Genomic DNA, 24,769 nt, shown 5'->3' with positions numbered 1-24,769 from the left:
ATCTTCATCAACGCAATCTCTCAACCAAACCAGTACACTAAGCTTATGTTTACTCACGGGTATCGCTATGTCTTTATGGTTTTTCATTGCCATCACTTTGATGGGGCTTTTTATCGTCGTTTTGTCACTTAGCGCTTCGAAAGTGAAGCCTACCCAGTGGTTTGGCTTTTGTTTGATGGTGTTAGCACTCACTAGCGCTGGCTACTTATTGTTGAAGCAACCCCCACCGCAACCTATCCAAGCGGAGATCGCTCGAATGATGACCTCGCGAGACATCATGGATGAAATACAGCAACAGCTAAAACACGAGCCTAATAACGATGAGCTTTGGTTTCAGTTAGGTCAAGGTTATCTGTTGGAGGGAGAATTTGATGCCGCGTTGATTTGTTTCGACTACACACTCCAACTCACTGACAACGTAACCGCGACGCAACTTGCCGCTAAGGCGACAACATTATACTACCTGCATAAACAAGCGATGACTGATGAAGTCAGTTTACTATTAGAACAGGCGTTGCAACTTGAACCTTATAATGAAGCCGCATTGTCGTTGATAGCGAACGATCACTTCATTTCTTTCCGCTTTCAAGAAACCATCGATACTTGGGTTCTACTCCTAGATTCCAATGACCCCAATTTAGACAGAGTGACGATCATCGAGTCCATCAACAAAGCGAAAAAGCTGATGTAAGTATACAATGTAGAGTAAAGAGGAAAGTCAGTATGAAGAAGCTAGAAGCGGGTTTGTTGGTATTGTTGTGCGGTACAGTGCTGGTGGGATGCTCGTCTCCTTCAACTGGTTCTTCATCTGTCTATTATTCGAGTGGGTATTACGACCCTTGGTGGTATGGTCACGATGACTATTGGATTTACTATTATCCGGGTTGCTGTGACAACGGACATGACCATCGAGAAAAGCTCGAGGCATGGTGGAATAGTCTCGACGACGATAAACAACAGTCAATCAAAGACAAAGTTGAAGATTGGAAAGATGGCGATATGAACGCCAACTTCGATAACATGAAGAGACAACTGGATAACCACTGGCAGACGTTGCCGGATAAACAAAAACAAGCGATTCAAGCAAAATGGCACGAGCGTCCCCTGCGTGTAGAAACAAAAACGTTACCAAAACAAACGACGTTGCCAGAATCAACATTGAAGACACAGCCATTACCCGCGCATAACGTGCCGCGTCCGATTACCAAGCCAAATATTCAGAGACCTCAGACTCGACCAAACATCCAACCGGTGCCAAGAATTCGTCGACGTTAATGGTTTACTTGCATTTTGATGATGTACTTCGACTAGAATGAACTGATGAAAACAAAGGGCGCAGAACGCGCCCTTTGTTGTTGCATCATAGGTCTCGAATCCTATTTTCGGTTTGACTAATAGGTTGCTTCTCGTTCGGCCGCTGCTTTATCCCAATCTGGCACGACGGTGTCTAAGAAGTGCTTTTTATCCGCGTTCATTTTTTCCATATCCATTCCTAAAGCTTCTTGGGCTTTTGCTTTGGTCGAGATATCTGGAATTTGAACAGGTTCAGTAATGCCTTTTGTTGCCAGTAAGCGTACCAATTTAGTACGAGCATCGGCGGCGCGATCAACTGCGGTACCGAGAACTTCCAGCGCCACTTCTGGTGCGTGCATGTGAACACCGTGAGAGGCGATCGCATAATCCCAACGCCATTGCGCATGGCGAATATCTTGGAGAATCGGCTTCATTTCTTTTTCCGTTGCTCCTGCTTTCCATGCTTCTCCAGCTTCAAAATGCGCCGCGACAATTTGCTTCTCGGCGGTTAATTTCATGTTCAACACCTGCGCTTTACGTGACGACACGATGTTACGTAGCTGCTCTTTGGTTTGAGTATGGCACTGCGCACATGTGTCTTCGAAGCGGTCGAAAGGATTGCCTACTTTATGATCGGTATAAACGGTACCATCTTCTTTTGTCACCTTCGGCATATGGCAATCGACGCAAACCACTTTGTTTTTGCCGTGAATCCCTTCACGCCAAGTCTCGAAGCCAGGGTGCTGTGCTTTTAGCATCGGTGCTTTAGAAACGGCGTGAGTCCAATCTTTAAAGTCCAACGCATCGTAATACTTCTCCATGTCACCGACTGTCGTACCCATATCCCAAGGGAACTTCACCGCTTTCGTTGCTCCTGTAAAGTAGTATTCGACATGGCACTGAGCACACACAGACGCTTGTTTATCAAGGCGTGACTGCTCATCAAAGTTTTTTCCAATTACATCGAATGCTCGCTCAACATAAGGTCTGGTTAGTGCTAATTCTGGCTCGCCTTGGTTGAATTTTTCTGAGCGAGTGTCGTGACAGTCAGAACATCCGATAGGATTGACGATTTCTGAGCCTAGACGTGCCCATTTACCAGAGAAGTAGCCATCCTCGCCACGCTCTTCTATCACGCGAGCGACATCAGGACTTTTACAACTCCAACACGCCATTGGCATTGGCCCGGAGTTTTCATCTGCCGGTGCGCCTGTCCTTAGGGTCTGCCTTACATCGTCGAGCGCATAAAAGTGACCTCGAGCCTTGTTGTAATCTTTAGCAAATCCGTAGCCAGCCCAAAGAATCACCATATTTGGGTCTTCACTTAGGGCGTCTTCAATATGTTTACTTTCTGATGTTGCCTTCCAAGAATGATATTGGTCAGGATGGTTTTGTTCGAAGGCGTCATTACGAGGATCAAGTCGATCGTTGTTTTCTGCCGCCAACACAGAGCCGGCCAACAATAATTGGCTAGCGAATAAGGTCGCAACCGCGATAGGTGCGCTCATCCAGTGTTTTATGCTCACGGTGTTATCTCCATATTCATTTTTATTAGCAGCGTTGTGAGAAGCTATTCCAAATAAGAACCGGAGATCTACAAATAATATTATTGTGTAAATAAAGAGATGAAATAGTGAGCGGAATGAGTCTTGCTTTAGATCAATTTACACTAGTGATCTTAATCATGTTTAATTTCATATACCTCTAAAGTGGTATAATTCAATCCCCTTTATTGACAGTAGGTTAGAGGTGTAAGCATTTTATAAATAAGGTGATTAAGTTCGCTTTTTGAACAGTACCTTCTACCTCTTAGGAATAATAGGGGTATTATGAATATAGGTTTAGCGTTGTGGCTTTCCAAAATAAGAATTGATGTCATTTGAAGATATAAAAATATCTTCAGAAGAAATTAATTGTCGCTCCATTAAATAGTTGAGAACAGTTATCAATTATTTTAGAGCTAAGGAAAGAAAAATATGGGCAATATAAAATTGACCATAGTGACAATGCTGAAATTTCTCTTCGCCTTTGCCATCTATGGTTTTTCTATCTCCGCCCATGCGATTTCATCAGAGCCTGTTGAGGGTGCACAAAACACTCGCCATCAAGTTGAGCTGATTCGTGACCGAGACTACAAATGTCTTCAATGTCATAAGGATGCCAAAGAAACTCTGAATTTGTCGCATGAGCCAGAAGCGCTGCTTAGCCAAGGTAAAACACTTAACTGCACAAACTGTCACAGCAATATCGGGCCAGATCACCGTGAAGGGGCACCTGATGTGATCAAGTTTGCTGCTGCGCAGTCAAAAGCAGTGCATGACAAGGTTTTTCTTGATCCAAGTACCATTCTCAAAGCGAATAGCCAGTGTGTAGATTGCCACGCTCCAACTCAGTTGAGAGAAAGTAATTGGACGCATGATGTCCATGCTAAAAATTTGACCTGTTCAAATTGTCACGATGTTCACGCTGCCAAAACGAAAGCACTTTCTTACGACGGAAAACAGCTCATCAAACAATGTGTCGATTGCCACTCTCAGTTTGCTGTTGAACCTGAACTTGCAAAAGAAGAGGAGAGATAGCATGAAGTGTTCAAGACGAAATTTTTTAGCCAGTAGCGGCGCATTGATTTTGACCACTGGCGTTGCTGGTACTTCTGTTGTTAGTGCTTCTCTTTATGCCAGTGATAGTGAGCAAACCAAACGTTTTGGCATGGTGCACGATGAAAATGCGTGTATAGGCTGTACTGCATGTACCGAAGCATGTCGCGAAGTGAATAAAGTGCCAGAAGGGGTGACCCGCCTAAAAATTCATCGCAGTGAACCCATTGGGGAATTTCCTGATGTTGAGTACCAGTTTACGCGTGAATCTTGTCAGCACTGTGATAATCCACCATGTGTGTATGTTTGCCCTACGGGTGCTGCGTACAAAGATGAAGCTACGGGCATAGTAGATGTGCACAAAGAGCGATGTGTCGGCTGTGGCTATTGTTTGGCGGCTTGTCCTTATCAAGTGCGCTTTTTCAACCCTGTTGACCATTCTGCAGACAAATGTAACTTCTGCCGTGATACCAACCTAGCACAAGGTAAGCAGCCAGCTTGCGTGGAATCTTGCCCAACAAAAGCACTCATCTTTGGTGATTTGAATGACCCAACTAGCGAGGTCAGCAAAGTCATTGATAACCATCTTGTGTATCGCGATAAATCACATTTAGGAACGCAACCTAAGCTGTTTAAAATTCCGCACAACAAAGGGGAGGTGTCATCATGAACGGTTTTGAAAGTGCTTTCCACTTTGATTCATTAGTGTGGGATTGGATCATCGCGATTTACCTATTTTTAGCTGGGATGTCTGCTGGCGCAGTGATGATTTCTATCTACCTTAAACGCAAAGTCATTGAGGGAGATCCGGCGAACAATGGCATTATGAAAGCGATGGCTTGGCTCGCGCCATTTGGCATCATTTCCGGTTTGGTGATTTTGATTTTCCATTTAACTAAGCCACTCCAGTTTTGGAAAATCATGATTTACTACAACCCGACGTCGGTGATGTCGATGGGCGTTGTCTTGTTTCAAGTCTACATGGTTGTGTTGTTTGTTTGGATTGGCGTGATCTTTCGCCATCAAATCATCAGCTTTTGTGAAGGCAAATTACCGAGCGGATTACTCGACTTTGTGGATGGCTTTTTGATCAAGGCTGGAAAGGTGAGTAATGCCATCGAGTTGTTCTTGGGTTTCTTGGCGATAGTGCTGGCGGCATATACTGGCTTCCTATTATCGGCACTTAAAACCTACCCAATGCTCAACAATCCGGTGTTGCCGATTTTGTTCCTATTCTCAAGCCTTTCTTCGGGCGCAGCGGCATGTTTGATGTTCGGAATCTTAGTGTTTAAAGAGCCGACATCCAGTTCTAGTGTTTCATGGGTGCATGGCTTTGAACGTCCGGTTGTATTATTCGAGTTGTTCGTTTTAGTAACGTTCTTTACTGGCTTGATTTTCAGCGGGGGTCAAAACGAAGTCGCAGCTTGGAATGCAATATCCAACGGCTTTTGGGCGCAGTGGTTCTGGGTTGGTGTTGTGTTGATTGGTATGTTGATGCCTCTAACATTGAACTGGTTAATGCCTTCTGAAGTTCGCCATAAAGGTAGTTACGTCTTTGTCGTGACAACATTGAGTTTGGTCGGCGTGCTGATGCTGCGTACGTTCATACTCTATGCGGGTCAAATGACCGTTGTCTAAGGAGGAACAATGGAGGCTGAACTAGGGTTCTTCTTACTGATTTTTGTCGCAATGGGGGCGAGTTGTTCCGCTGTACTGCATTGGTATCGCCGTGCAGCGGCTAAGCCCATTATGTTAGAACACCAACTTGCGACCTCACATCTCATCAGTTTGGCCTCTGTTGTTTGTCTATTACTGCTGATTGTCTGTTTTATCCAAGACAATTTTGCTCTTGAATATGTGGTCACTCATTCCAACAGCCAATTGCCAACCGCTTACAAGGTCGCAGCGACATGGGGTGGGCACCAAGGCTCCATGCTGTTTTGGGTCGTGACGCTCAGTTTATGGGCATCATACATTGCTCTTAGTTCTCCGATTAACCAATGCTACACCGCAGATTGCCTTGGCATTATGAATGTTCTGATTGCCGTTTTTGCTTGGTTTACGTTAACAACGTCTAACCCTTTTGAGTTCGCAAAAACATTGGCGGTAGAAGGACGTGATTTGAATCCAATGCTGCAGGACATCGGATTGATCATTCATCCGCCACTTTTATATTTAGGTTACGTTGGTTATTCCGCCATTTTGGCGTTTGCACTTGCGGCGTTATTAAGCAAACGGCCTGTCAATGAATGGTACCGCTGTACGCGAAAGGCCGCGTATTTTGCCTGGGGAACCCTGACTGTTGGTATCCTCGTCGGCTCTTGGTGGGCATACAATGAACTTGGCTGGGGAGGTTGGTGGTTTTGGGACCCAGTAGAAAATGCCTCTTTATTGCCGTGGTTAACCGGCACTGCACTCCTGCACAGCGGAGTATTAGCAAAGAAAAATCAGGGAGCGTTGTGGAGCACATACGCGTTGGCGTTTGCAACCTTTAGTTTAAGTATTCTCGGGACATTTATCGTACGCTCTGGCGTATTGACATCGGTGCATGCTTTTGCTGTGGATCCTACCAAAGGTTTAGCCCTGCTTGCTGTGCTTAGTGCGTTAGTATTGATGACGTTTGGCGTACTGATTGTGCGTGCTGATGCCATCAAACCATTTAGGTTACGTTCCTTGATCAGTCGAGCTTATATGGTATATGTGGCCATTGGACTTTTGGTCATATCCACGGCGATCGTCTTTTTAGGTACGTTCTACCCGATGATTTATCAATTGCTAGGGTTGGGAAACATCTCTGTTGGTGCGCCGTATTTTAATAGCTTAATATTTCCTCTTAGTATTTTCGCTTTGTTGGCGTTAGCCATGACGCCAATTTTGCGGTGGACAAAAGGAGTGTGCGCGAACTGGAAATGGCAATTCGTCTTTGCAAGTACAATCGCTTTAGGTCTCGTAGCCGTCTTTATCTTATCGGTTGATACCGTACGTATTGGGACAATTACAAGTGTATTTTTAGCAGCTTGGGTTATTGCTACGCACACTATGTTATGGCTGAATGCCGAAAATAAAGAGCCATTAATCAAGATGGTATTAGCACACGTCGGTTTTTCTGTAGCCGTTGTAGGAGCAGTCTTCAACAGTGAATACTCGTATCAATACAACTTGCGAGTAGAGCCTGGTGTTCCACATCAAAGAGCAAACATTGGTATCGATTATCAAGGTATGGATTGGGTAATAGGACCAAATTACACCGCAGAACAAGCAAGGATCATTTTACGCCTTGATGATCAGACCCGCTATGCATTACAACCTGAAAAACGCCATTATCCCGTGCGAGTAATGAACATGACTGAGCCCGCGATTCTGAGTTTATGGCACGGAGACTATTATCTGACGTTGGGGGATAAAGTTGGCACAAACGCTTATGCGATAAAAGTTCAGTACCGGGCGGGGATTTGGTGGATATGGTCAGGCGGTTTGATAGCGGTGTTTGGCGCACTGACGACTGTGTATCGCAAAAGAAAGAGGGCCGTGAATGTCACCGAAAACTATGCCTAAACTATTCGGGTTATTTATTGCTGTTGCCGTCTTTTCAGTCGTGGTCGTTGCGGCGTTATCTGACCGTCCCCACGTTGAGCAAGCAAAGGAAAGCACGCTAATGGTTCCAAATTTCAGCGCTGTATCGGTTATCTCTGGAAAAGAGGTCACTCAGGTGTTGTTTCAAGACAATGGCTATAAGTTGCTGAATGTGTGGGCGTCATGGTGTGGGATCTGTAAGAAAGAACATGAAACACTTTTGCAGATAGCGGATGCGGGAGTGCCGATCATTGGTTTGAATTATCGAGATAATAACTCTGCCGCTCAAAACTACTTGAGCTCTAAAAACAATCCTTATCAAGACGTGATTAGTGACCCAAATGGCGAATTGGCGGTTGAGCTGGGAGTGATAGGTACACCAGAAACTTATCTTATTGATCAAAATGGCAAGGTTTTGATCAAATATCGGGGAGCAATCACGATCGACAAATGGAACTCAATATTTTCTAGGTATTTTAATGGCGCTATTTAAATATATATTTATTACCGTTTTTGCACTTGCATTATATTCTCCTGCGAGCAATGGGACTGAAATTAAGCAGAACGTTGATCTTTTTGAATTTCAATCTGTAGAAGTGCAACAACGAGCAACCTCGCTCGCTAAGACATTGCGCTGCCCACAATGCCAAAACCAGAACTTGATTGAGTCCAATGCGCCAGCGGCTAAAGATCTTCGGTTAAGGGTCTATACCATGGTCAATGAAGGTAGCTCCGATCAGCAGGTAAAAGATTATTTGGTTGAACGATATGGAAATATTGTTCTGTATCAACCTCCATTTAATTATTCAACTGCGCTATTGTGGATCTTTCCTATTATATTTTTGATCTTTTTTGCTCTATTTTCGATCCGACTAATCAAGCGAAATTAATGTGACCATTATTCCAGTATGGAAAATAAATTGTGCATATAACAAGCAGAGTGTTATCATTTTTTGGAATTTATGAAGCCTCCAGTATAAAGCTAACGATAAAATTTGAGCTGGAGAAGTAATAAAAGAACAACAGTAGGTGTACGCAGTGGATTCAGTTATATTGCAGTTAAAGAAGGACTTTTATTCGCAGATTCGTGCGTTTCAAACACCGAAGCTGCCACAAGTGACTTCAACTCTCGCCGTCCTAACAGACGAAGAAATTCAAGAACTCGAAGCGGTATGGATAGAATTAGCAGTTTGGAAACGTAGCCAAACTCATTAAGATTCCTTTTCATGCTCTAACCTTTACCAACCTCAGGCAAAAATTTGTCTGGGGTTTTTTATTGTAGTTTTATAAAATTGTTATACTATAACAATTCATCAGCGCAGCAAGATAAGTGATCGTCTTTGTTTGCGGAAGGGGATAAGATCAACCCAATTGTGATCTCAACATTGAAAAATGCGGTATCAATCCCCATAGTTGAAGAGCAATAAGTGAATCCCATGAATGCAATAACAAAAACGCATCAAGCGCATCAAGCAATAAATCGAGTGAGTATAGATATGGCGGAAGTACGTGCCAGAGTAGATTTTAAAGTCGGGGCTAAAAGTAATATCGATGCTGAGATCCTGTCTTTCCGTGGCCTTAAGACAGATAAAGAGCATGTGGCAGTTATTTTTAAACAAGCGGATCAAACGCAAGACACGCCGCTAGTGCGTATGCATTCCGAGTGTCTGACTGGCGATGTTTTCCACTCATCTCGCTGTGACTGCGGTGAGCAGTTAGAAGAAACGATCCAACGTATGGGCGAATCTGGCGGCGTGATCCTTTACCTTCGCCAAGAGGGCCGTGGTATCGGTTTGTACAACAAGATTGATGCGTATCGTCTGCAAAGCCAGGGGATGAACACTTACGAAGCAAACAACCATTTAGGCTTTGATGATGATTTAAGAGACTTCACCGAAGCGGCACAAATGTTAGGAGCGTTAGGTATCAAGAAAATTCGTCTTGTGACCAATAACCCTAAGAAAATCCGTGAATTAGCGGAATACGGAATTGAGATTGTCGAAGTTGTCAATACTTCGGCGCACATTAAAGATGGTAATGAAAACTATCTTAGAGCGAAAGTTTCTCACGGCAAACATAACCTAAAGGTTTAATCCTAAAGAGAAAACTGTCAATTATGAATGTTAAAAGCCTCACAGTGATGAGGCTTTTTTTGTATCTGGAGTTGCAAATAAATTGTAAATTTGTATTATCTCGTGACTAAAAGTGCAAATAAGAATAATTAGCACTACGAATATAACAAATGAATTGCTCAACAAGGATGCTTCAGATGAATGCAAAAACAGTATTAGTCCAATCTATTGCTGCTTCACTCCTCATTGCCAGTGGTACTACCGTTGCTGCTCAAGTAACAAAACAACAAGTTGTTGAACATTATGCAGATGTGGCTCACGCCGTATTTGCTGACTCACTGACGACGGCAAAAACGTTGGAAGTGAAAATCGATGAATTTTTAAAAGCACCATCTGAGGCAAAGCTTGAAGACGTTAAGCAAGCTTGGCTAGAGTCCCGCGTGCCATACCAACAGTCTGAAGTTTTCCGTTTTGGCAACGCAGTAGTCGACGATTGGGAAGGTCAACTTAATGCCTGGCCACTTGACGAAGGTCTTATCGATTATGTGGCTGCTGACTACCAATATGAGCTTGGTAACGAAGGTGCAGCGGCAAATATCATTGCCAACACAAGCCTAACTATCGGCCCGTCTAAGCTTGACGTGGCAAAAATTACTCCAGAATTACTTGCTAGCTTGAACGAAGTAGGTGGCTCAGAAGCAAACGTAGCAACGGGCTATCACGCGATCGAATTTCTTCTATGGGGACAAGATCTGAACGGCACAAATGCAGGTGCAGGTCAGCGTGCTTACACGGACTTTGTTGTTGGTTCTGGTTGTACAAATGGTCACTGCGATCGTCGCGGTGAGTACTTAAAAGCCGCGGCCGATCTACTTGTTCAAGATCTTGAATGGATGGAAAAACAGTGGTCTGCTGATGAAAAAGGCAACTACCGTCAAGAGCTACTAACAGGTTCTGCAGAGAATGGTCTACGTAAAATGCTGTTTGGTATGGGCTCTTTGTCTTTAGGTGAGTTAGCCGGTGAGCGTATGAAAGTTGCGCTAGAAGCGAACTCTACGGAAGACGAGCACGATTGCTTCTCGGATAACACGCACAACTCACATTACTACAACGAGCAAGGTATCTACAACGTTTATACGGGTACGTACAGCCGCCAAGATGGCACGGTCCTTACTGGTCCAAGTATCGCAAACCTAGTTGCTCAGGAAGATAAGAAAGCCGCTGAAGAAATCCAGAAGCAATTTGACGTAACACGCAGTCAAGTTGGCGAGTTGGTGACTTCTGCTGAAAAACACAATCAGCATTTCGACCAACTTATTGCTGCGGGTAATGCTCAAGGCAACGCACTGGTTAACGACACCATCATGGCGTTGGTTGCACAAACAGGTGCTATTGAGCGTGCTGCGGGTATTGTCGGCATCGATAGCTTAAGCCCAGACACCGCAGACCACGAGTTTTAAGAACACATAATAATAAACAAGGGCTCATCGTGAGCCCTTTTGCCGTTAGAGCTCGTTGTTATCCATTCATATAAGAGCAGTGATATGAAGCCATACCTACTTTCCGCCTTTGCCGCGATCCTTTCGACTTCTGCCATGGCTTACGATGTTAAGTCTGGTGGCAACACCAGTGTCAAAAAAGACGGTGCTAATGCCTATTCATTACCCGCGACGAACTTGCCAATGAGTAAGCGACTTGATTTTAGTGTGGGCAATAGTTTTTTCCGTAACCCATGGGTGCAAGCGCCAGCGACTACAGATGCAAGAGACGGCCTTGGCCCGCTTTTCAACACCAATGGTTGTCAGAATTGCCACATAAAAGATGGCCGTGGGCATCCTCCTGAAAAAGACGACATTCATGCCGTGTCTATGTTGGTGCGTTTGAGTATCCCGGCGATGACGCCAGAGCAGAAGAAAGCTTACATCATGGATGGCGGTATTCCGGAGCCTACGTATGGTGGGCAACTGCAAGATTTTGCTCTGCAAGACCAAACGCCGGAGGGCAAAATTGCTATTACTTATACGGACGTTCCCGTTGAGTTTAAAGATGGCACAAAAGTGACATTGAGAAAGCCTACGCTGAAAATTACCGATTTAGGTTATGGGGACATGCACCCTGATACGCAGTTTTCCGCTCGTGTCGCGCCACCTATGATTGGTTTAGGTTTGCTAGAAAGTATTCCTGATGAAACGTTGCTTAAGTGGGCAGACGAAAATGACCGTGATAGCGATGGCATCTCAGGCAAGGTGAATAAAGTTTGGGACATCGAAAAAGGAGACTTTTCGATTGGCCGTTTTGGATGGAAAGCAGGACAACCAACGTTGATGCAGCAAAATGCGGCCGCGTTTAATGGTGATGTTGGTCTAACAAGTCACTTGTTTCCGAATGAAAACTGCACGGCGAAGCAATCCCTTTGTGAGGAGTTGCCAAATGGCGGCAAGCCAGAAGTAAGCCAAAACATACTCGACTTCGTAGAGTTTTACAGCCAACACTTAGCCGTACCGATTCGTCGAAATGTGAATGATCCTGATGTTCAGCTTGGCCAAAAGATCTTTGCCGCTTCGGGGTGCGAAAGCTGCCATAAAACCAGTGTAAAAACGACAAAACGAGCAGACCGGCCTGCGCTTTCAGAGCAACTTATCCACCCGTATACCGATCTGCTGTTGCATGACATGGGAGAGGGCCTTGCTGATCATCGACCTGAATATCTTGCCAATGGCAGTGAATGGCGTACGCCACCACTTTGGGGGATTGGTTACACAGAAGAAGTGAACGGTCACACGTATTTTTTACATGATGGTCGAGCACGTAACTTGATGGAAGCGGTGCTTTGGCATGGTGGTGAAGCGGAGCAAGCGAAACAAAACGTGTTATCGCTGAACCAAAAAGAACGTGACGCATTGATCTCGTTTCTGAACTCTCTGTAAGGATGCAACCATGAAGAAAACAACATTAATGAGCGCTGTTGTTGCAACGCTAAGCTTAGTTGGTTGCCAATCGACAACGGGCTCGTCGGATGCAAAACCTGAGCAAACTAGCCATATTTCTCAAGCTGTTTACGAAGTGGAGTTTCATGCTGCACAGTCATTTTTAAACCAAGCTTCGCAGTTAGAGCAGAGCTTTGCTGATTTTTGTTTGGCGTCGAAAAATGACGCGGAACCAGTACAACAACAATGGCACAGCACCATGCTGGCTTGGATGGCGCTTCAAGGACAGGAACGTGGCCCAGCGACTGCGCTGGAGCAAAGCTGGAACGTACAATTCTGGCCCGATAAAAAAAATACCACCGGGCGTAAAATGTCGGCGCTGACTAAAGCCGATAAAGTTTGGACAGTGGAAGAGATCTCGACACAAAGCGTGACTGTGCAAGGTTTGGGGGCGTTGGAATGGTTACTTTATGATGATGCATCCACGCTTAACACCAGTAGCAATGTATGTGCCTCAGGTGTTGCGATTGCCGAAAACTTGCACGATAAAGCACAGATCATCGCTAATTCTTGGGCTCAAAACCCGTGGAAGTCTTTGCAAAAGACAGAGTGGGAATCGGAGTACATTTCGCTGCTTTCTAACCAGCTAGAATACAGCATGAAAAAGCTCAGTCGTCCGCTAGCCAAGATAGGGCATCCTCGTCCTTACTTCTCGGAGTCTTGGCGCTCAGAAACCTCGCTCTCTAACTTAAAAGCTAACCTAGAAAGCTTGCATCAGTTGTATTTTGCGAACGGTAAAGGTTTAGATGCGCTGTTGAGAGCGCAAGGTAAAACGCAATTGGCGGATCGCGTCGCGTATCAGTTTGACATGGCTTTAGAGACTTGGCCTGAAGATAAAAGCCTGTTCTCTGCACTACAAAGTGTGGACGGATATCGTTTGGTTCTCGCGCAATACAACAAGCTAGAACAACTTAAATACCTCATCCATGAAGAGGTGGCTATCGAGCTTGGTGTCGTTATAGGATTTAATGCAACCGATGGTGACTGATCAAACCCGCCGAACGCTTCTAAAAGCGGCACTATTTGGAGCGGCAACTCCCGTGTTGCCGTTTGGTTGTGCGGCGACAACAAAGCGAGAGCCCGCATTGATTGGCTGTTCCATTGTCGGGCGAGATAAGTTTGCTGCCGTGGTGGCTGATGAAGATGGTATGCCTATTTCGACGTTACCTATCCCTGAACGTGGACATGGCGTGGCGACCAATCAGCATGGCCACGCAGTTGTTTTTGGTCGACGTCCTGGCACTTTCTTTATGGTGTTCGACTATCGAACAGAGCAAATGATCAAGTTGGAACTGGCAAAACCGGAGCGCCATTTTTACGGCCACGGTGTTTATTCTCACGATGGTCTTTATCTCTTCGCTACGGAAGGCGAAAGAGGCACTAGCCGAGGCATCATTGGTGTTTACGATGTTCAAAACCAATACCGAAAAATCGCTGAGTTATCGGGATTCGGCATTGGGCCTCATGAAGTGATCATGATGCCCGATGGCACGTTAGCGATTGGTGTGGGTGGAGTGCATACTAATGGCCGTGAGCCTTTGAATTTGGACAGCATGACGCCAAGCTTGAGCTACCTTTCGCAAAACGGCGAGTTGCTTGATCAAGTTGCGTTGCCGGATCATAAGCTGAGCATTCGTCATCTTGCGCATGATGGTTCAGAAACGGTGTTGTGCGGCCAGCAATATCGCGGAGAACCTGACGAATATCCTGCTTTGCTCGCCATGCATACGCGTGGAGGAGAGATGCAAACACTGCAAGCAGAACCTGAAGAATGGGCACGCTTTAATCACTATATAGCCAGTATTGCTGCAACCAATGATTGGATTTTAGCAACATCACCTCCGGGCAGTTGTTATGGCATTTGGTCTAAAGAAACGGGCAAGCTGGTGGAGCTGAATGCACTGCCAGATGCGTCTGGCGTGGTGATTTACGGCGATGAGTTTCGCGTCAGTTCTGGAGCGGGAAAAGTCGTTGAACAAAGACCTTCGCAATTCAAAAACGCATACTCAAGCGGTGTTCAATGGGACAATCATTGGTCACGAATTATTTAAAAAGTTCAATAAATAATCTCTTATTGAGAGATTTGTTGTCGATTTCGTCACCAGATTCTTAATTTTAAACCTGCAAGCTGTGAGATATTTGCCATACTTTTTTTATGGCAAGTAGCGCAAGGATCGTTTCAGTGTTTGCTAGGGTTTTAATAATGACGGCACTTATGGTGCCGTTTTGCAGCTTTTCTACCGTGGTTTCTCTCGATGCTTCTGCCCAAACGGAGCAAGAAGGGGCCGTAGAGCAGTTGTCTGTCGAAAAAATGATCCATTATCCAACGGTGATTGATCAACTTTATCAAAGTACGAATTACCGTTTGAATTGGGAAAATGAGAGCGATGTTGAACAGTTCATTTTTCAGATGAAGCTGGTCGCGCTTGCTGACGTTTCTAAAGAGTTTGACAACCAACTGCATCGTATTAACCAAGTAAGATGGAAAGGAGACAACCTTGACTTCGATTTGGTGATGACCGATTCCCTCCTTATGTACCTCAGCTATCTTGAGCAGGTTCCTCAAGAAGGCGTTAACTGGTTGTTTGCAAATAAAGCCCATGTGAGCTTTCCTGCGCCTAGTGTGGATACGCTATCGGTACTGAGCAATGAGATCACGGTAGGGAAGTTGGATCAGTTTTTAGCCAGCTTGCGCTCGCCTTTGCAAATGGATGCTTCATTTAATACGGTATTTGCTTCGCTTTCTGAATTCTCGCAATATCAATATCCTTTCTATGAGCAAAAAGGCCTGTTGCGCGTCGGTGATCCGATAGAAAACAAATCAACCCTTGTTGAACGCATGGCGATCGTCGGAGTGGATGTCAGTTACATCGATTCAGAAATACCGCAATACGATGAAAATTTAGAGCTGGCGGTGAAAGAGTTCCAGCGTATTCATGGCTTGAATCAAGATGGCGTAATTGGTCCGAACACCATTCGTTGGATCAACTTCTCTCCTCAACAACGTTTACACTTGCTGGCATTGAATGCGGAGCGTTCTCGTATTTGGGCTAAAGAACGAGACAATGTCGTGTTTGTGAACGTGCCGGGTTATGAAGTTACGTACTGGCATGATGGTCAGCCACTGTTTGAATCAAAAGTTGTGGTTGGTCGAGCTTCAAGAAAAACCCCAATCATGACTGGAACGCTAGATTCGGTGATCTTAAATCCTACTTGGAATGTGCCTTGGAAAATCATGGTGAAAGACATTATTCCAAAAGTGAAACGCAATCCGATGTATTTAATGGAACATAACATTCAAATCATCCGTTCTTGGACGTCGCGCGAAATCATCGATCCAACCACGATCAACTGGGCAACAGTTAATCCAAGAACCTTCCCGTACCGCATGCGTCAGGCTTCTGGTTCGCACAATGCGTTGGGTTTGTACAAATTCAACATGCCGAACCCACAAGCCATATATCTACACGACACGCCGAGTAAAAACTTGTTCCAACAAGATAGAAGGGCGTTTAGCTCGGGTTGTGTTCGAGTAGAAAACGCCGATCAACTTGCAGAGCTTCTGTTCAAAACTCAAGGTTTGGAAGAGCGTTTAGAGAAAAAGCGGGAAAGCGCTCGTTCATCAACGACTTCGGTGCCACTAGGGGAGCGTATTCCGGTACACATCATCTACCAAACAGCTTGGTTGGAAGAAGGTACGCTGTATTACCGAGATGACATCTACAAATACGACCATCAAGGCTAAGCCTGCCATGGCTCGTAAATTTAAGAAAATTTACAATTCTAAAAAATCGTTTTCTGTTCAATAAGTAAACAAAAAATTCAGCGCGACTTCGATATTCCGGACCAATTTATGCATTTGACGAGATAAATTGGTTTCGGTATCGTCCGCTTTCTTTGTTTAGTAATTGAGCTGTGTTTTTGTTTATGGTAAGTCGTAATTTTTCTCGCCGTGATTTCCTTAAAATGACCGCTGGTGGTGTCGTACTGGCGTCTGCAATGCCTACACTTTCATGGGCTTCACTTCCGGATGAACCACGCGTGTTAGCCATGAATAACTTGAATACGGGTGAGCTTCTCGAGACGTGCTACTTCGATGGGAATCGCTACGTCGGCAAAGAATTGCAGCGTTTGAATGAGTTCTGCCGTGATCATCGCCGTAATGAAGTGCATCCAATGGATAAACGTCTGTTCGATCAAATCAGCCAAATTCAAAAGCTCATCGGTACTGAATCCGAAGTTATCGTGATTTCTGGCTACCGTTCTCCTGTGACCAATGCGTCCCTGCGCAGCGGTTCTACTGGTGTTGCTAAGAAGAGTCTACACATGGAAGGGAAGGCGATTGATTTTCGTCTCGATGGTGTAAAGCTGTCTACGGTGCGTGATGCGGCAATCAGTTTGAAGGCTGGTGGTGTTGGATACTATCCGGGCAGTAACTTTGTCCACATTGATACGGGTGCAGTGCGCAGTTGGTAAGCCTATTTTAGGGCTGGCGTAAGTCTTGAAGTCGCCTAGGGTTAGTGTCATAGTTGCGGCAGTTTTAACGCAAATTTATTCGGTAATAGGTTATCTATGGCTCTGAAATACCAAGTTGTCCCAGTGACTTCTTTTTCTCAAAACTGTTCTATCGTGTGGTGTGACGAAACGATGAAAGGCATCGTTGTTGATCCTGGCGGTGACGAAAAACAGCTTGCAATGCTCATCAAAGAGCTGGGTGTTGATGTGGTGAAATTGGTATTGACCCATGGTCACTTAGATCACGTTGGCGGTACTGAGCCATTATCAGCGCTGTTAGGCGGAACAGAAATCGTTGGGCCGCACAAAGCGGATAACTTCTGGCTACAAGGTTTGGAAGGGCAAAGCAAAATGTTCGGTTTCCCTCTAACTGAGGCATTTGAGCCGAATCAATGGTTGAATGAGGGTGACGTTGTCACTTTTGGTAATCAAAAGCTGAACGTTATCCATACGCCGGGTCATACACCAGGTCACGTAGTACTTTATAGTGAAGAAGCCCGTTTAGCGTTTGTTGGTGATGTCCTGTTTAACGGTAGCATTGGTCGTACTGACTTCCCCCAAGGCGACTTCAATACGTTGATTAGTTCAATTAAAGAGAAACTTTGGCCTCTAGGTAACGATGTTACATTTGTACCGGGTCATGGTCCTCACTCTACCTTCGGTCACGAGCGCAAAACCAACCCGTTTGTTGCTGACGAGATGCCACTATACTAGCGCCTTGTCTGTACTCGTTACTATTCTGGCTCGGCGGCCGCTAAGTATCGCCGAGTCAGCCCTACAAATTCGTCGGCTTCCCTGTCTAAATCACTGGCAGAAATAAACACATCATAGCCGTAAAATTTTCTTTGATACTTCATTCTATTCGCCAGCATGGCTTGCAAACCGTCGTATTGTTTTCCCGCTTTGCTAGTGTACGGTTGTGGGTCGAGCACCATATCTTCAAATTTCTCTTCACAATGGTTCTGCCTTGCGCCCAAATACAACAAAGCGCGTTGGCTAAGTAAAATCTCCGTCGCGATACGCGGGCAAATTGCATCAAGATAAGGGGAGTAGTGTTTCAAGCGGATGCCTATCCACGGGAGCGGTTGATGCCAACCGTCTTGTTGATAACTGCATATACCAATGGACTCAATATTTCGCCAACGGACAACCCAACCGCCTTTAAACAGGTGTTGTTGAAAGTGCGAGGCGGTCAGTGTGAAAGTGACTTGGCTTTTCTTAATCATCAAGACGGCGAAACCGACGATGATTGCCATCAAAATGACGGAAAGCATTGCTTGTTTCCAACCCGGAGAAATCACGACAAGAAATAGTGTAATGAGCGCTACCAGCAACAAAATCAATCTGTTGATTGGCGAATCAGACTTGAAGTGTGAATTTGTTAGATGCAGCGTTTCCATGCTCATACCTCAATGAATACTCTAAATAAAATCGAGATTTCTTGATATGCATCTTGATGCTTTTAATCAAAACGAAACCTCTGTTTTTATACCCAGTATTCAATAAATCCGTTCACAAATAATCTGTTTAAATAGTAGACGTTCTAAGCTTTGAGCGCATTTTTCGTAGCGTTTCGCCGCTAAAACCTACAAATCGATTGTAAATTTTGGTATAAAACGCGCTTCAAATTTTCATCCCTGCTGAGATGCAGTGAACTGGAGAAATATTCAATGAGACTTGCTCATAAGCGTAAAGTGCAGATGAAACTGCAAAAACGCATTAAAGCGACAGTAGCAAACCTAGCTGCAGCACCAAAAACAGCAAAGCCTGTTGCGGAAAAAGCAGCAGTAAAACCTGTTGTGGAGAAAGCAGTAGCTGAGAAGAAAGTAGCTGCAGCGAAAACTGTTGATGTTGCACTTACTCCTAAGCAACAACAAGTACTAGACATCGTTGTAGCGAATGCTGAAGGTATCAACCCTAAAGGCATCGGTTTAGCAGCGGGTCAAGAAGACGCTAAAGCAGCATCATGGGCTACTGGCGCACTGAAGAAGCTTCTTGAAGAAAACCTAGTTCAAAAAGAGCAGTTGGCAGGTAACAAAGTTATCTACAAAGCAGTTTAATTACCGCTATTGTTCTGTTTTTATACAATGCCTCGGTGATCGCCGGGGTATTTTTTTTGCCCTAATTTCTTACTTTCCTTTCTAAACAAGCGTGCATTTTAGCGATACAAAAATGGCGTTTGTCACATTTTTTTAAATACTGTGTAAATTTTTTGGCAAGTTAATACGTAAGTAGCTTTCTAAATAATGCCTTTCATGCCTGATTCATAACTTAATGATTTAAGGCGTTATAACATTACCACCTTCTAATCTCCTACGTATAAATACGTAATACTAAGGGCTAATTAGGTTATTGATACTAAGATAACTTGCGTGTTCACGCCCATTTCGAATTAGACAACATTGTTACATCTTTATACCCAAGTTACTTCAAGCGTCGCGACTCGGCTCGTGTTTTGACACGAGAATGGTGCTGGTCAGCTTGTCGTACTTCAAATCCGCATGAAATGGATGACAACAATAACCTTGGTGACAAAGGACGTGAATGATGAGTCTTATCCAAAAATCTTTGAAACGAGTGCTCAAAATGACTGCCGTAGTGGCAGCGATGACATTCGTGGCAACTTCTGCAAATGCTGCTGAAAAAGTATATCGCCTCAAGCTGGCTGAAACGTGGGGGCCTAACTTCCCAATCTTTGGCGACACGACGAAAAATATGGCGAAAATGGCAGAGGAAATGTCAAACGGCCGCCTACAAATTCGTATCGACTCTGCGAACAAACACAAAGCACCATTTGGCGTATTCGACATGGTGAAATCCGGCCAATACGACATGGGACACTCTGCGTCTTATTACTGGAAAGGCAAAGTGCCAAACACGCTTTACTTCACTTCTATGCCTTTCGGAATGTTGCCGACAGAACAATACGCATGGTTCTACTACGGTGGCGGAATGGAGTTGATGGAAAAGGTTTACTCTCCGCACAATTTGATGTCTTTCCCTGGTGGTAATACCGATGTCCAGATGGGTGGCTGGTTCCAAAAAGAAATTAAGTCGGTCGATGACCTACAAGGGTTGAAGATGCGTATTCCGGGTTTTGCGGGTGAAATCTTGGCTGAATTAGGCGCGAAGCCAACCAACATTGCACCGGGTGAGCTTTATACCTCACTTGAGCGTCGCACTATCGATGCGTTGGAGTGGGTAGGTCCGTCTTTGGATTTACGCATGGGCTTTCACAAAATTGCGCCTTACTACTACACAGGTTGGCATGAGCCTGCGACTGAGCTTCAGTTCCTCGTCAATAAGCGAACTTGGGAGCGTCTACCGGATGATCTGAAAGCAATCCTCCAAGTCGCGATGAAAACCGCTGCGTACGACATGTACACGCAATCGAAGCATGAAAGCGGCAAAAACTGGGCATCTATTCAGTCTGAGTACCCAAATGTGGAAGTAAAAGATTTCCCACCTGAGGTGATGGATGCGCTGCGTGCTGCCAATGACAAGCTGCTTAAACAGCATGCTGAGGAAGATGCGTTGGCAAAAGAGATTCAAGAATCTCAAGCGAACTACATTAAGCAAGTTCGTCCATGGTCGAACATCTCGCACCGAGCGTACTTGAATAGCCAAGCGCAATAAAAACTCGGTCTGGCCAAATCGTATGATTTGGCTGACGAGGAAGCCCAAGAAAAATTTCAAATAAAAATCATAAAAACGCTCCGTAGATACTGCGGAGCCAACCCACACGTTCCATGGAGTTCGGAATGAGAAGCCTTATCTATATTGAGCGAATCTTCAACCGCTTTGGTGATTTTCTGGGGTGGTTATCCAGCATCCTCTTCATTTTGTTGTTGTTGAACGTGGTGTATGACGTTGTGATGCGTTACGTGTTTAACGACGTGTCTATCGCGTTTCAAGAAATGGAGTGGCACTTATTCTCTGCTGTCTTTTTGCTTGGCGTGCCTTATGCCATCAAATCCGGCGGTCACGTTCGAGTCGACATTTTTTATGAGCGACTGTCATATAAAGCGCAATCCATCATCGACATCATCGGCACCCTGTTTTTCCTCTTTCCTTTTTGTTTGCTGGTCGCATGGTTTGGTATTGATTTCGCGAAAGAGAGTTATGCCTTGGGCGAGACGTCTGGTGACCCAGGTGGTTTGCCGTATCGATGGATAATCAAAGGCATGATCCCGGTTTCTTTCTTATTTATGGCGGTGAGTGGCGTTGGTTTGCTGCTGCACTCAGTCAATAAAATCGTTAACCCTCATCTTATCTATGCCGGTAACAACGGTAAGTCGTAAAAGGAAGTCATTATGATCGGTATAGTGATGTTTTTTGTGGCGCTCTTTGCGCTACTGCTCGGGTTTCCCGTCGCGTTCACATTCGGCGGTATTGCTCTTATTTTTGGTGTTTGGGCAGAGGGCATGGACATGTTTGCCTTCATGCCATATCGAATTCAATCCATCATGGAAAACACGGTGCTGATGGCTGTACCGCTGTTTGTTTTCATGGGGCTCGTGCTGCAAAAAACGAAGCTAGCAGAGCAGCTGCTGGAATCGATGGGGCGTCTGTTTGGTGGCGTCCGTGGCGGCATCGCAATTTCGACGGTGCTGGTGGGCGCGCTACTTGCGGCATCGACTGGCGTAGTGGGAGCATCGGTGGTGGCCATGGGGTTGATCTCTCTGCCTGTGATGCTCAAATACAACTATGACAAAGGCCTCGCGTGCGGAACCATTTGTGCTTCAGGTACGTTGGGGCAAATTATTCCTCCTTCTATCGTACTCATTTTGCTCGGCGATGTGCTTGGCGTGCCAGTGGGAGATTTGTTCCAAGCGGCCGTGTGGCCGGGTATCGCGCTAGTGGGTGCATACGTTGTTTACATCCTTATTTACGCCAAGCTTAACCCTGAAGCAGCGCAGCCGATTGAACGTGATGAGTCACTCAGCCGCAGGGAAGAAGTGATCAAGGCGCTGAAAGCTGTATTACCACCATTGGCGTTGATCATTGTTGTGTTGGGCTCCATCTTTGCCGGTGTTGCAACGCCAACGGAATCGGCAGCACTGGGCGGGGCTGGGGCGATTGTTCTCGCCGTACTGTACAAGCAATTTAGTTGGTCAATGGTCTACGATGCGTCGAAAGAGACGGTTAAAGTGACCGCGATGGTGTTCGCGATTTTGCTGGGTGCGACGGCGTTCTCGATGGCGTTTACGTATACAGGCGGTGACTATCTGGTTGAAGAATGGATGTTGCAGATCCCGGGTGAGAAGTGGGGCTTCTTGATCATTACGATGATTGTGATTTTGATTCTGGGCTTCTTTATCGACTTCGTTGAAATCTGTTTCATCATCGTTCCTATTATCGCACCGGTTGCTGAGCTGCTCGGCATCAACATGACGTGGTTTGCTATTCTCATCGCGATGAACTTACAAACCTCCTTCTTAACACCGCCATTTGGCTTCAGCTTGTTCTATTTGAAAGGGGTTGCGCCTGCAGGCGTGACTACACGGGATATTTATCGTGGCGTGATGCCATTCATTGCGATTCAAATTCTCGTCCTTGCCTCCTTACTGTTTTTCCCAAGTTTCTACGGCATGGGTTAATTGGTAAGGAATAAAAGAGATTTTGTGAGCTGAGAGTCTTCACCTTTTGAGACAAGTTGTTAAGCTGCTCTTGGGGCATATTGACCCGTTGGGCAGCGTTTCATGGAGGGAAGGATGCCTCTCAAAGCCAAGTTAATTTTGCTGACACTGATTCCGGTGGTTTTAGTGTCGGCAAGCATCAGTTGGATTTCCATTTATCAGGCCAAAACATTGGGGCAACGAGAGGTGGAGATCTTCCATCAAAACCTCATTCAATCCAAAGAAGCGGCGCTCAAAGATACCGTTGATGTCGCATTTGATGCTATTTCCCACATTTACAACGATTCGACGATTGAAGAACGTGTCGCTAAAGCGCGAGTGAAGGCCATTCTCAATCGCTTAACTTACGGCTCTGACGGATACTTCTTTGCTTACGATAAACACGGCACTAACCTCGTACACCCCGTTCTTCCTGAATTGGTTGGGGAGAACTTACTTCACCTAGAAGACGAAAATGGCGACAGGCTTATAGAAGCGTTGCTTTACCAAGCGCAATCCGGAGGCGGCTTTCACCAATACTTGTGGCAGAAACCCTCGACTGGCGACATTGTACCCAAGCTCAGTTACGCCGCATGGTTGGATAAATGGGAGTGGATGATTGGCACTGGTCTTTACATTGAAGATGTCAGCCAAGAAGTCGCGAACATGCGTGCAGCGGTGAACAAAAACATCGAGACCACGTTTTTTTCCGTGGTGGTGATTTTGGTGGTCACCGTGGCGGTGATCATTGTGCTGACTTTAGCCATCAATTTACATGAGCATCGACTTGCCGATAAAAACCTCAAAGAACTTGCTCACAAAACGGTGATGTTTCAAGAAGATGAGAAGAAACATTTAGCGCGCGAATTGCACGATGGGATCAATCAGCTTCTGGTATCGAGTAAATGTCATTTGGATTTAATGAGCCATCGATTGCAAGATGAAAAGCTCAAGTCACATCTCGACAAATCACAACGCTCTTTGGTGACGGCAATTAATGAAGTGCGGCACATTTCCCATCAACTTCGTCCAAGCGCATTGGATGATATCGGTTTGGAAGCTGCGTTGACGACATTGCTGCAAGATTTTCATTCACACTCTGGAATTGATATCGACAGCCATTTTGACACTCAACAGCATAAGCTGACCTCCGAAGTCGCAACAACGCTTTACCGCGTGGCGCAAGAGTCGCTAAATAACATTGAAAAGCATGCAAAAGCGAAAAAAGTGACGGTTATTTTGCAAAAAATGGGCAATATGCTGCAATTACTCATTAGAGACGATGGCGTAGGGTTTGTCGTCAACCAAGCTGTGCATCGCCAAGGGATTGGTTTGCGCAACATGCAAGAACGTGTGGAGTTTATTGGTGGCGAGTTCGAACTCATGAGTGAGCTTGGTTTAGGCACGGAAATTACCGTGCTTTTGAATTTGGATGAATTAGTTTATGGACAAACCGATTAGTGTGGTGATCGTCGATGATCACCAAGTGGTGTTAGATGGATTTATCGCGCGTTTAGAGCTGGAGCCGGATATTGATGTGATTGGCACGGCAAGCAACGGCTTGGAAGCGATTGAGGTCGTTAAGCATCTGCGACCGGATGTTGTGCTGATGGACATCAGCATGCCAATCATGAATGGCATCGAAGCAACGGGTGTGATTAAAGAGGAATTACCAGAGAGTAAAATTCTCATGCTTACGATGCATGATAACCGCGAATACATCATGAAAGTGATGCAGGCTGGAGCAGTGGGGTACATGCTCAAGGAAATTTCAGCCGAGAAAATGGTGCAAGCCATCAAAACCGTGAACCAAGGCTCAACCTATTTTTGCGAGTCCGTAACTCAGACGCTCTTTACGCAAGAAATCAAACCCGCTCATCATAAACCCAATCCGCTTAGTCGACGAGAAGAGGCGGTCTTGAGATTGGTGGCACAAGGCAATAGCAGTAAGAAAATCGCGACGTTACTCAATATCAGCTATCGAACAGTAGAAACGCATCGTCACAACATCAAACATAAATTAGATTTGCATTCGACAGCGGAATTAGCCAAATACGCATTTGAAACGGGGCTGACGGAATAAAAAAGTGCCCGTTTAATACGAGCACTTAAAG

General features: G+C 45.2%; 25 protein-coding genes. 23 read left to right on the top strand and 2 right to left on the bottom strand.

Annotated elements, in window-relative coordinates; genetic code table 11:
• Positions 1-67: 67 nt before the first annotated feature.
• Positions 68-691 (top strand): hypothetical protein, encoded by a 624-nt coding sequence (locus BIW15_RS19415; protein ID WP_179115313.1) that lies wholly within the window; start codon positions 68-70, stop codon positions 689-691.
• Between the two features lie 32 nt (positions 692-723).
• Positions 724-1,275, top strand: coding sequence for a hypothetical protein (locus BIW15_RS19410; protein ID WP_077281480.1), 552 nt, complete (start codon positions 724-726; stop codon positions 1,273-1,275).
• A 116-nt stretch (positions 1,276-1,391) separates the two neighbouring features.
• Here BIW15_RS19410 and nrfA read toward each other — a convergent pair whose 3' ends face one another.
• Positions 1,392-2,801, bottom strand: a complete 1,410-nt coding sequence (gene nrfA, locus BIW15_RS19405) for an ammonia-forming nitrite reductase cytochrome c552 subunit (RefSeq protein ID WP_373270267.1) — start codon at positions 2,799-2,801, stop codon at positions 1,392-1,394.
• A gap of 468 nt (positions 2,802-3,269) precedes the next feature.
• Between nrfA and nrfB the strand changes: the two genes are divergently transcribed.
• The 15 genes from nrfB to BIW15_RS19330 all read left to right on the top strand — a co-directional run bounded on the left by nrfB (position 3,270) and on the right by BIW15_RS19330 (position 17,751).
• Positions 3,270-3,872, top strand: a complete 603-nt coding sequence (gene nrfB, locus BIW15_RS19400; protein ID WP_143694964.1) for a cytochrome c nitrite reductase pentaheme subunit — start codon at positions 3,270-3,272, stop codon at positions 3,870-3,872.
• A 1-nt stretch (position 3,873) separates the two neighbouring features.
• A complete protein-coding gene (gene nrfC / locus BIW15_RS19395) occupies positions 3,874-4,560 on the top strand; it encodes a cytochrome c nitrite reductase Fe-S protein (RefSeq protein ID WP_020840962.1) in 687 nt (228 codons plus the stop codon).
• The gene (nrfD, locus tag BIW15_RS19390; RefSeq protein ID WP_020838774.1) at positions 4,557-5,528 is read left to right on the top strand and encodes a cytochrome c nitrite reductase subunit NrfD; all 972 of its coding nucleotides are present in this window, start codon (positions 4,557-4,559) and stop codon (positions 5,526-5,528) included. The genes nrfC and nrfD overlap by 4 nt, the downstream gene beginning before the upstream one ends.
• Before the next feature lie 9 nt (positions 5,529-5,537).
• Complete coding sequence (locus BIW15_RS19385) at positions 5,538-7,445, top strand: heme lyase CcmF/NrfE family subunit (RefSeq protein ID WP_077281478.1); 1,908 nt, start codon at positions 5,538-5,540, stop codon at positions 7,443-7,445.
• Positions 7,423-7,956, top strand: coding sequence for a DsbE family thiol:disulfide interchange protein (locus BIW15_RS19380; protein WP_024699808.1), 534 nt, complete (start codon positions 7,423-7,425; stop codon positions 7,954-7,956). Before BIW15_RS19385 ends, BIW15_RS19380 begins: the two co-directional genes overlap by 23 nt.
• Positions 7,943-8,353, top strand: coding sequence for a heme lyase NrfEFG subunit NrfF (gene nrfF, locus BIW15_RS19375; protein WP_025521957.1), 411 nt, complete (start codon positions 7,943-7,945; stop codon positions 8,351-8,353). Before BIW15_RS19380 ends, nrfF begins: the two co-directional genes overlap by 14 nt.
• A gap of 148 nt (positions 8,354-8,501) precedes the next feature.
• Positions 8,502-8,678, top strand: a complete 177-nt coding sequence (locus BIW15_RS19370) for a hypothetical protein (RefSeq protein ID WP_005483239.1) — start codon at positions 8,502-8,504, stop codon at positions 8,676-8,678.
• A gap of 221 nt (positions 8,679-8,899) precedes the next feature.
• Positions 8,900-9,556 (top strand): GTP cyclohydrolase II, encoded by a 657-nt coding sequence (ribA, locus tag BIW15_RS19365; protein WP_256857007.1) that lies wholly within the window; start codon positions 8,900-8,902, stop codon positions 9,554-9,556.
• Between the two features lie 176 nt (positions 9,557-9,732).
• Positions 9,733-10,995: an imelysin family protein gene (locus BIW15_RS19360; RefSeq protein WP_005494743.1), complete on the top strand. Its 1,263-nt coding sequence runs from the start codon at positions 9,733-9,735 to the stop codon at positions 10,993-10,995.
• Between the two features lie 84 nt (positions 10,996-11,079).
• Entirely contained in the window at positions 11,080-12,462 is a 1,383-nt protein-coding gene (locus BIW15_RS19355; RefSeq protein ID WP_179115312.1) for a di-heme oxidoredictase family protein, read from the top strand.
• Between the two features lie 10 nt (positions 12,463-12,472).
• On the top strand, positions 12,473-13,510 hold the full coding sequence (locus tag BIW15_RS19350) for an imelysin family protein (protein WP_077281475.1): 1,038 nt from the start codon (positions 12,473-12,475) through the stop codon (positions 13,508-13,510).
• Entirely contained in the window at positions 13,491-14,573 is a 1,083-nt protein-coding gene (locus BIW15_RS19345) for a DUF1513 domain-containing protein (RefSeq protein WP_077281474.1), read from the top strand. Before BIW15_RS19350 ends, BIW15_RS19345 begins: the two co-directional genes overlap by 20 nt.
• A gap of 152 nt (positions 14,574-14,725) precedes the next feature.
• Positions 14,726-16,267, top strand: coding sequence for a murein L,D-transpeptidase (locus tag BIW15_RS19340; RefSeq protein ID WP_024702487.1), 1,542 nt, complete (start codon positions 14,726-14,728; stop codon positions 16,265-16,267).
• Positions 16,268-16,449: 182 nt separating this feature from the next.
• Positions 16,450-16,998 carry a DUF882 domain-containing protein gene (locus BIW15_RS19335; protein ID WP_005457820.1) on the top strand — a complete coding sequence of 183 codons (549 nt, stop codon included), beginning with the start codon at positions 16,450-16,452 and terminating at the stop codon, positions 16,996-16,998.
• A gap of 96 nt (positions 16,999-17,094) precedes the next feature.
• On the top strand, positions 17,095-17,751 hold the full coding sequence (locus BIW15_RS19330; RefSeq protein WP_077281473.1) for an MBL fold metallo-hydrolase: 657 nt from the start codon (positions 17,095-17,097) through the stop codon (positions 17,749-17,751).
• 20 nt (positions 17,752-17,771) lie between these two features.
• Here BIW15_RS19330 and BIW15_RS19325 read toward each other — a convergent pair whose 3' ends face one another.
• Positions 17,772-18,437, bottom strand: a complete 666-nt coding sequence (locus tag BIW15_RS19325; RefSeq protein ID WP_005494755.1) for a DUF2982 domain-containing protein — start codon at positions 18,435-18,437, stop codon at positions 17,772-17,774.
• Positions 18,438-18,707: 270 nt separating this feature from the next.
• Between BIW15_RS19325 and BIW15_RS19320 the strand changes: the two genes are divergently transcribed.
• The 6 genes from BIW15_RS19320 to BIW15_RS19295 all read left to right on the top strand — a co-directional run bounded on the left by BIW15_RS19320 (position 18,708) and on the right by BIW15_RS19295 (position 24,738).
• Positions 18,708-19,097, top strand: a complete 390-nt coding sequence (locus BIW15_RS19320) for a hypothetical protein (protein WP_005490722.1) — start codon at positions 18,708-18,710, stop codon at positions 19,095-19,097.
• Positions 19,098-19,584: 487 nt separating this feature from the next.
• Positions 19,585-20,673: a TRAP transporter substrate-binding protein gene (locus BIW15_RS19315; protein ID WP_005494757.1), complete on the top strand. Its 1,089-nt coding sequence runs from the start codon at positions 19,585-19,587 to the stop codon at positions 20,671-20,673.
• 125 nt (positions 20,674-20,798) lie between these two features.
• Positions 20,799-21,338 carry a TRAP transporter small permease subunit gene (locus BIW15_RS19310; protein WP_017448440.1) on the top strand — a complete coding sequence of 180 codons (540 nt, stop codon included), beginning with the start codon at positions 20,799-20,801 and terminating at the stop codon, positions 21,336-21,338.
• A gap of 12 nt (positions 21,339-21,350) precedes the next feature.
• Positions 21,351-22,637, top strand: a complete 1,287-nt coding sequence (locus BIW15_RS19305) for a TRAP transporter large permease subunit (RefSeq protein ID WP_005483284.1) — start codon at positions 21,351-21,353, stop codon at positions 22,635-22,637.
• Positions 22,638-22,751: 114 nt separating this feature from the next.
• Positions 22,752-24,116, top strand: a complete 1,365-nt coding sequence (locus BIW15_RS19300; protein WP_005458065.1) for a cache domain-containing protein — start codon at positions 22,752-22,754, stop codon at positions 24,114-24,116.
• Entirely contained in the window at positions 24,100-24,738 is a 639-nt protein-coding gene (locus BIW15_RS19295; RefSeq protein ID WP_005458063.1) for a response regulator transcription factor, read from the top strand. The genes BIW15_RS19300 and BIW15_RS19295 overlap by 17 nt, the downstream gene beginning before the upstream one ends.
• Positions 24,739-24,769: the final 31 nt, after the last annotated feature.

This window comes from Vibrio sp. SALL6, assembly GCF_002002385.1.
GTDB classification, from domain to species: Bacteria; Pseudomonadota; Gammaproteobacteria; order Enterobacterales; family Vibrionaceae; genus Vibrio; species Vibrio parahaemolyticus.
The sequence above is the reverse complement of the archived record's forward strand: the minus strand, read 5'-3'. Positions and strand labels throughout refer to the sequence as shown.

What these genes read in the sequence shown, in the direction of transcription:
- BIW15_RS19415 (WP_179115313.1), top strand. Translation starts at nt 68, where the DNA reads ATGTCTTTATGGTTTTTCATTGCCATCACTTTGATGGGGCTTTTTATC.
- BIW15_RS19410 (WP_077281480.1), top strand. Translation starts at nt 724, where the DNA reads ATGAAGAAGCTAGAAGCGGGTTTGTTGGTATTGTTGTGCGGTACAGTG.
- nrfA (WP_373270267.1), bottom strand. Translation starts at nt 2,801, where the DNA reads ATGAGCGCACCTATCGCGGTTGCGACCTTATTCGCTAGCCAATTATTG.
- nrfB (WP_143694964.1), top strand. Translation starts at nt 3,270, where the DNA reads ATGGGCAATATAAAATTGACCATAGTGACAATGCTGAAATTTCTCTTC.
- nrfC (WP_020840962.1), top strand. Translation starts at nt 3,874, where the DNA reads ATGAAGTGTTCAAGACGAAATTTTTTAGCCAGTAGCGGCGCATTGATT.
- nrfD (WP_020838774.1), top strand. Translation starts at nt 4,557, where the DNA reads ATGAACGGTTTTGAAAGTGCTTTCCACTTTGATTCATTAGTGTGGGAT.
- BIW15_RS19385 (WP_077281478.1), top strand. Translation starts at nt 5,538, where the DNA reads ATGGAGGCTGAACTAGGGTTCTTCTTACTGATTTTTGTCGCAATGGGG.
- BIW15_RS19380 (WP_024699808.1), top strand. Translation starts at nt 7,423, where the DNA reads ATGTCACCGAAAACTATGCCTAAACTATTCGGGTTATTTATTGCTGTT.
- nrfF (WP_025521957.1), top strand. Translation starts at nt 7,943, where the DNA reads ATGGCGCTATTTAAATATATATTTATTACCGTTTTTGCACTTGCATTA.
- ribA (WP_256857007.1), top strand. Translation starts at nt 8,900, where the DNA reads ATGAATGCAATAACAAAAACGCATCAAGCGCATCAAGCAATAAATCGA.
- BIW15_RS19360 (WP_005494743.1), top strand. Translation starts at nt 9,733, where the DNA reads ATGAATGCAAAAACAGTATTAGTCCAATCTATTGCTGCTTCACTCCTC.
- BIW15_RS19355 (WP_179115312.1), top strand. Translation starts at nt 11,080, where the DNA reads ATGAAGCCATACCTACTTTCCGCCTTTGCCGCGATCCTTTCGACTTCT.
- BIW15_RS19350 (WP_077281475.1), top strand. Translation starts at nt 12,473, where the DNA reads ATGAAGAAAACAACATTAATGAGCGCTGTTGTTGCAACGCTAAGCTTA.
- BIW15_RS19345 (WP_077281474.1), top strand. Translation starts at nt 13,491, where the DNA reads ATGCAACCGATGGTGACTGATCAAACCCGCCGAACGCTTCTAAAAGCG.
- BIW15_RS19340 (WP_024702487.1), top strand. Translation starts at nt 14,726, where the DNA reads ATGACGGCACTTATGGTGCCGTTTTGCAGCTTTTCTACCGTGGTTTCT.
- BIW15_RS19335 (WP_005457820.1), top strand. Translation starts at nt 16,450, where the DNA reads ATGGTAAGTCGTAATTTTTCTCGCCGTGATTTCCTTAAAATGACCGCT.
- BIW15_RS19330 (WP_077281473.1), top strand. Translation starts at nt 17,095, where the DNA reads ATGGCTCTGAAATACCAAGTTGTCCCAGTGACTTCTTTTTCTCAAAAC.
- BIW15_RS19325 (WP_005494755.1), bottom strand. Translation starts at nt 18,437, where the DNA reads ATGGAAACGCTGCATCTAACAAATTCACACTTCAAGTCTGATTCGCCA.
- BIW15_RS19320 (WP_005490722.1), top strand. Translation starts at nt 18,708, where the DNA reads ATGAGACTTGCTCATAAGCGTAAAGTGCAGATGAAACTGCAAAAACGC.
- BIW15_RS19315 (WP_005494757.1), top strand. Translation starts at nt 19,585, where the DNA reads ATGAGTCTTATCCAAAAATCTTTGAAACGAGTGCTCAAAATGACTGCC.
- BIW15_RS19310 (WP_017448440.1), top strand. Translation starts at nt 20,799, where the DNA reads ATGAGAAGCCTTATCTATATTGAGCGAATCTTCAACCGCTTTGGTGAT.
- BIW15_RS19305 (WP_005483284.1), top strand. Translation starts at nt 21,351, where the DNA reads ATGATCGGTATAGTGATGTTTTTTGTGGCGCTCTTTGCGCTACTGCTC.
- BIW15_RS19300 (WP_005458065.1), top strand. Translation starts at nt 22,752, where the DNA reads ATGCCTCTCAAAGCCAAGTTAATTTTGCTGACACTGATTCCGGTGGTT.
- BIW15_RS19295 (WP_005458063.1), top strand. Translation starts at nt 24,100, where the DNA reads ATGGACAAACCGATTAGTGTGGTGATCGTCGATGATCACCAAGTGGTG.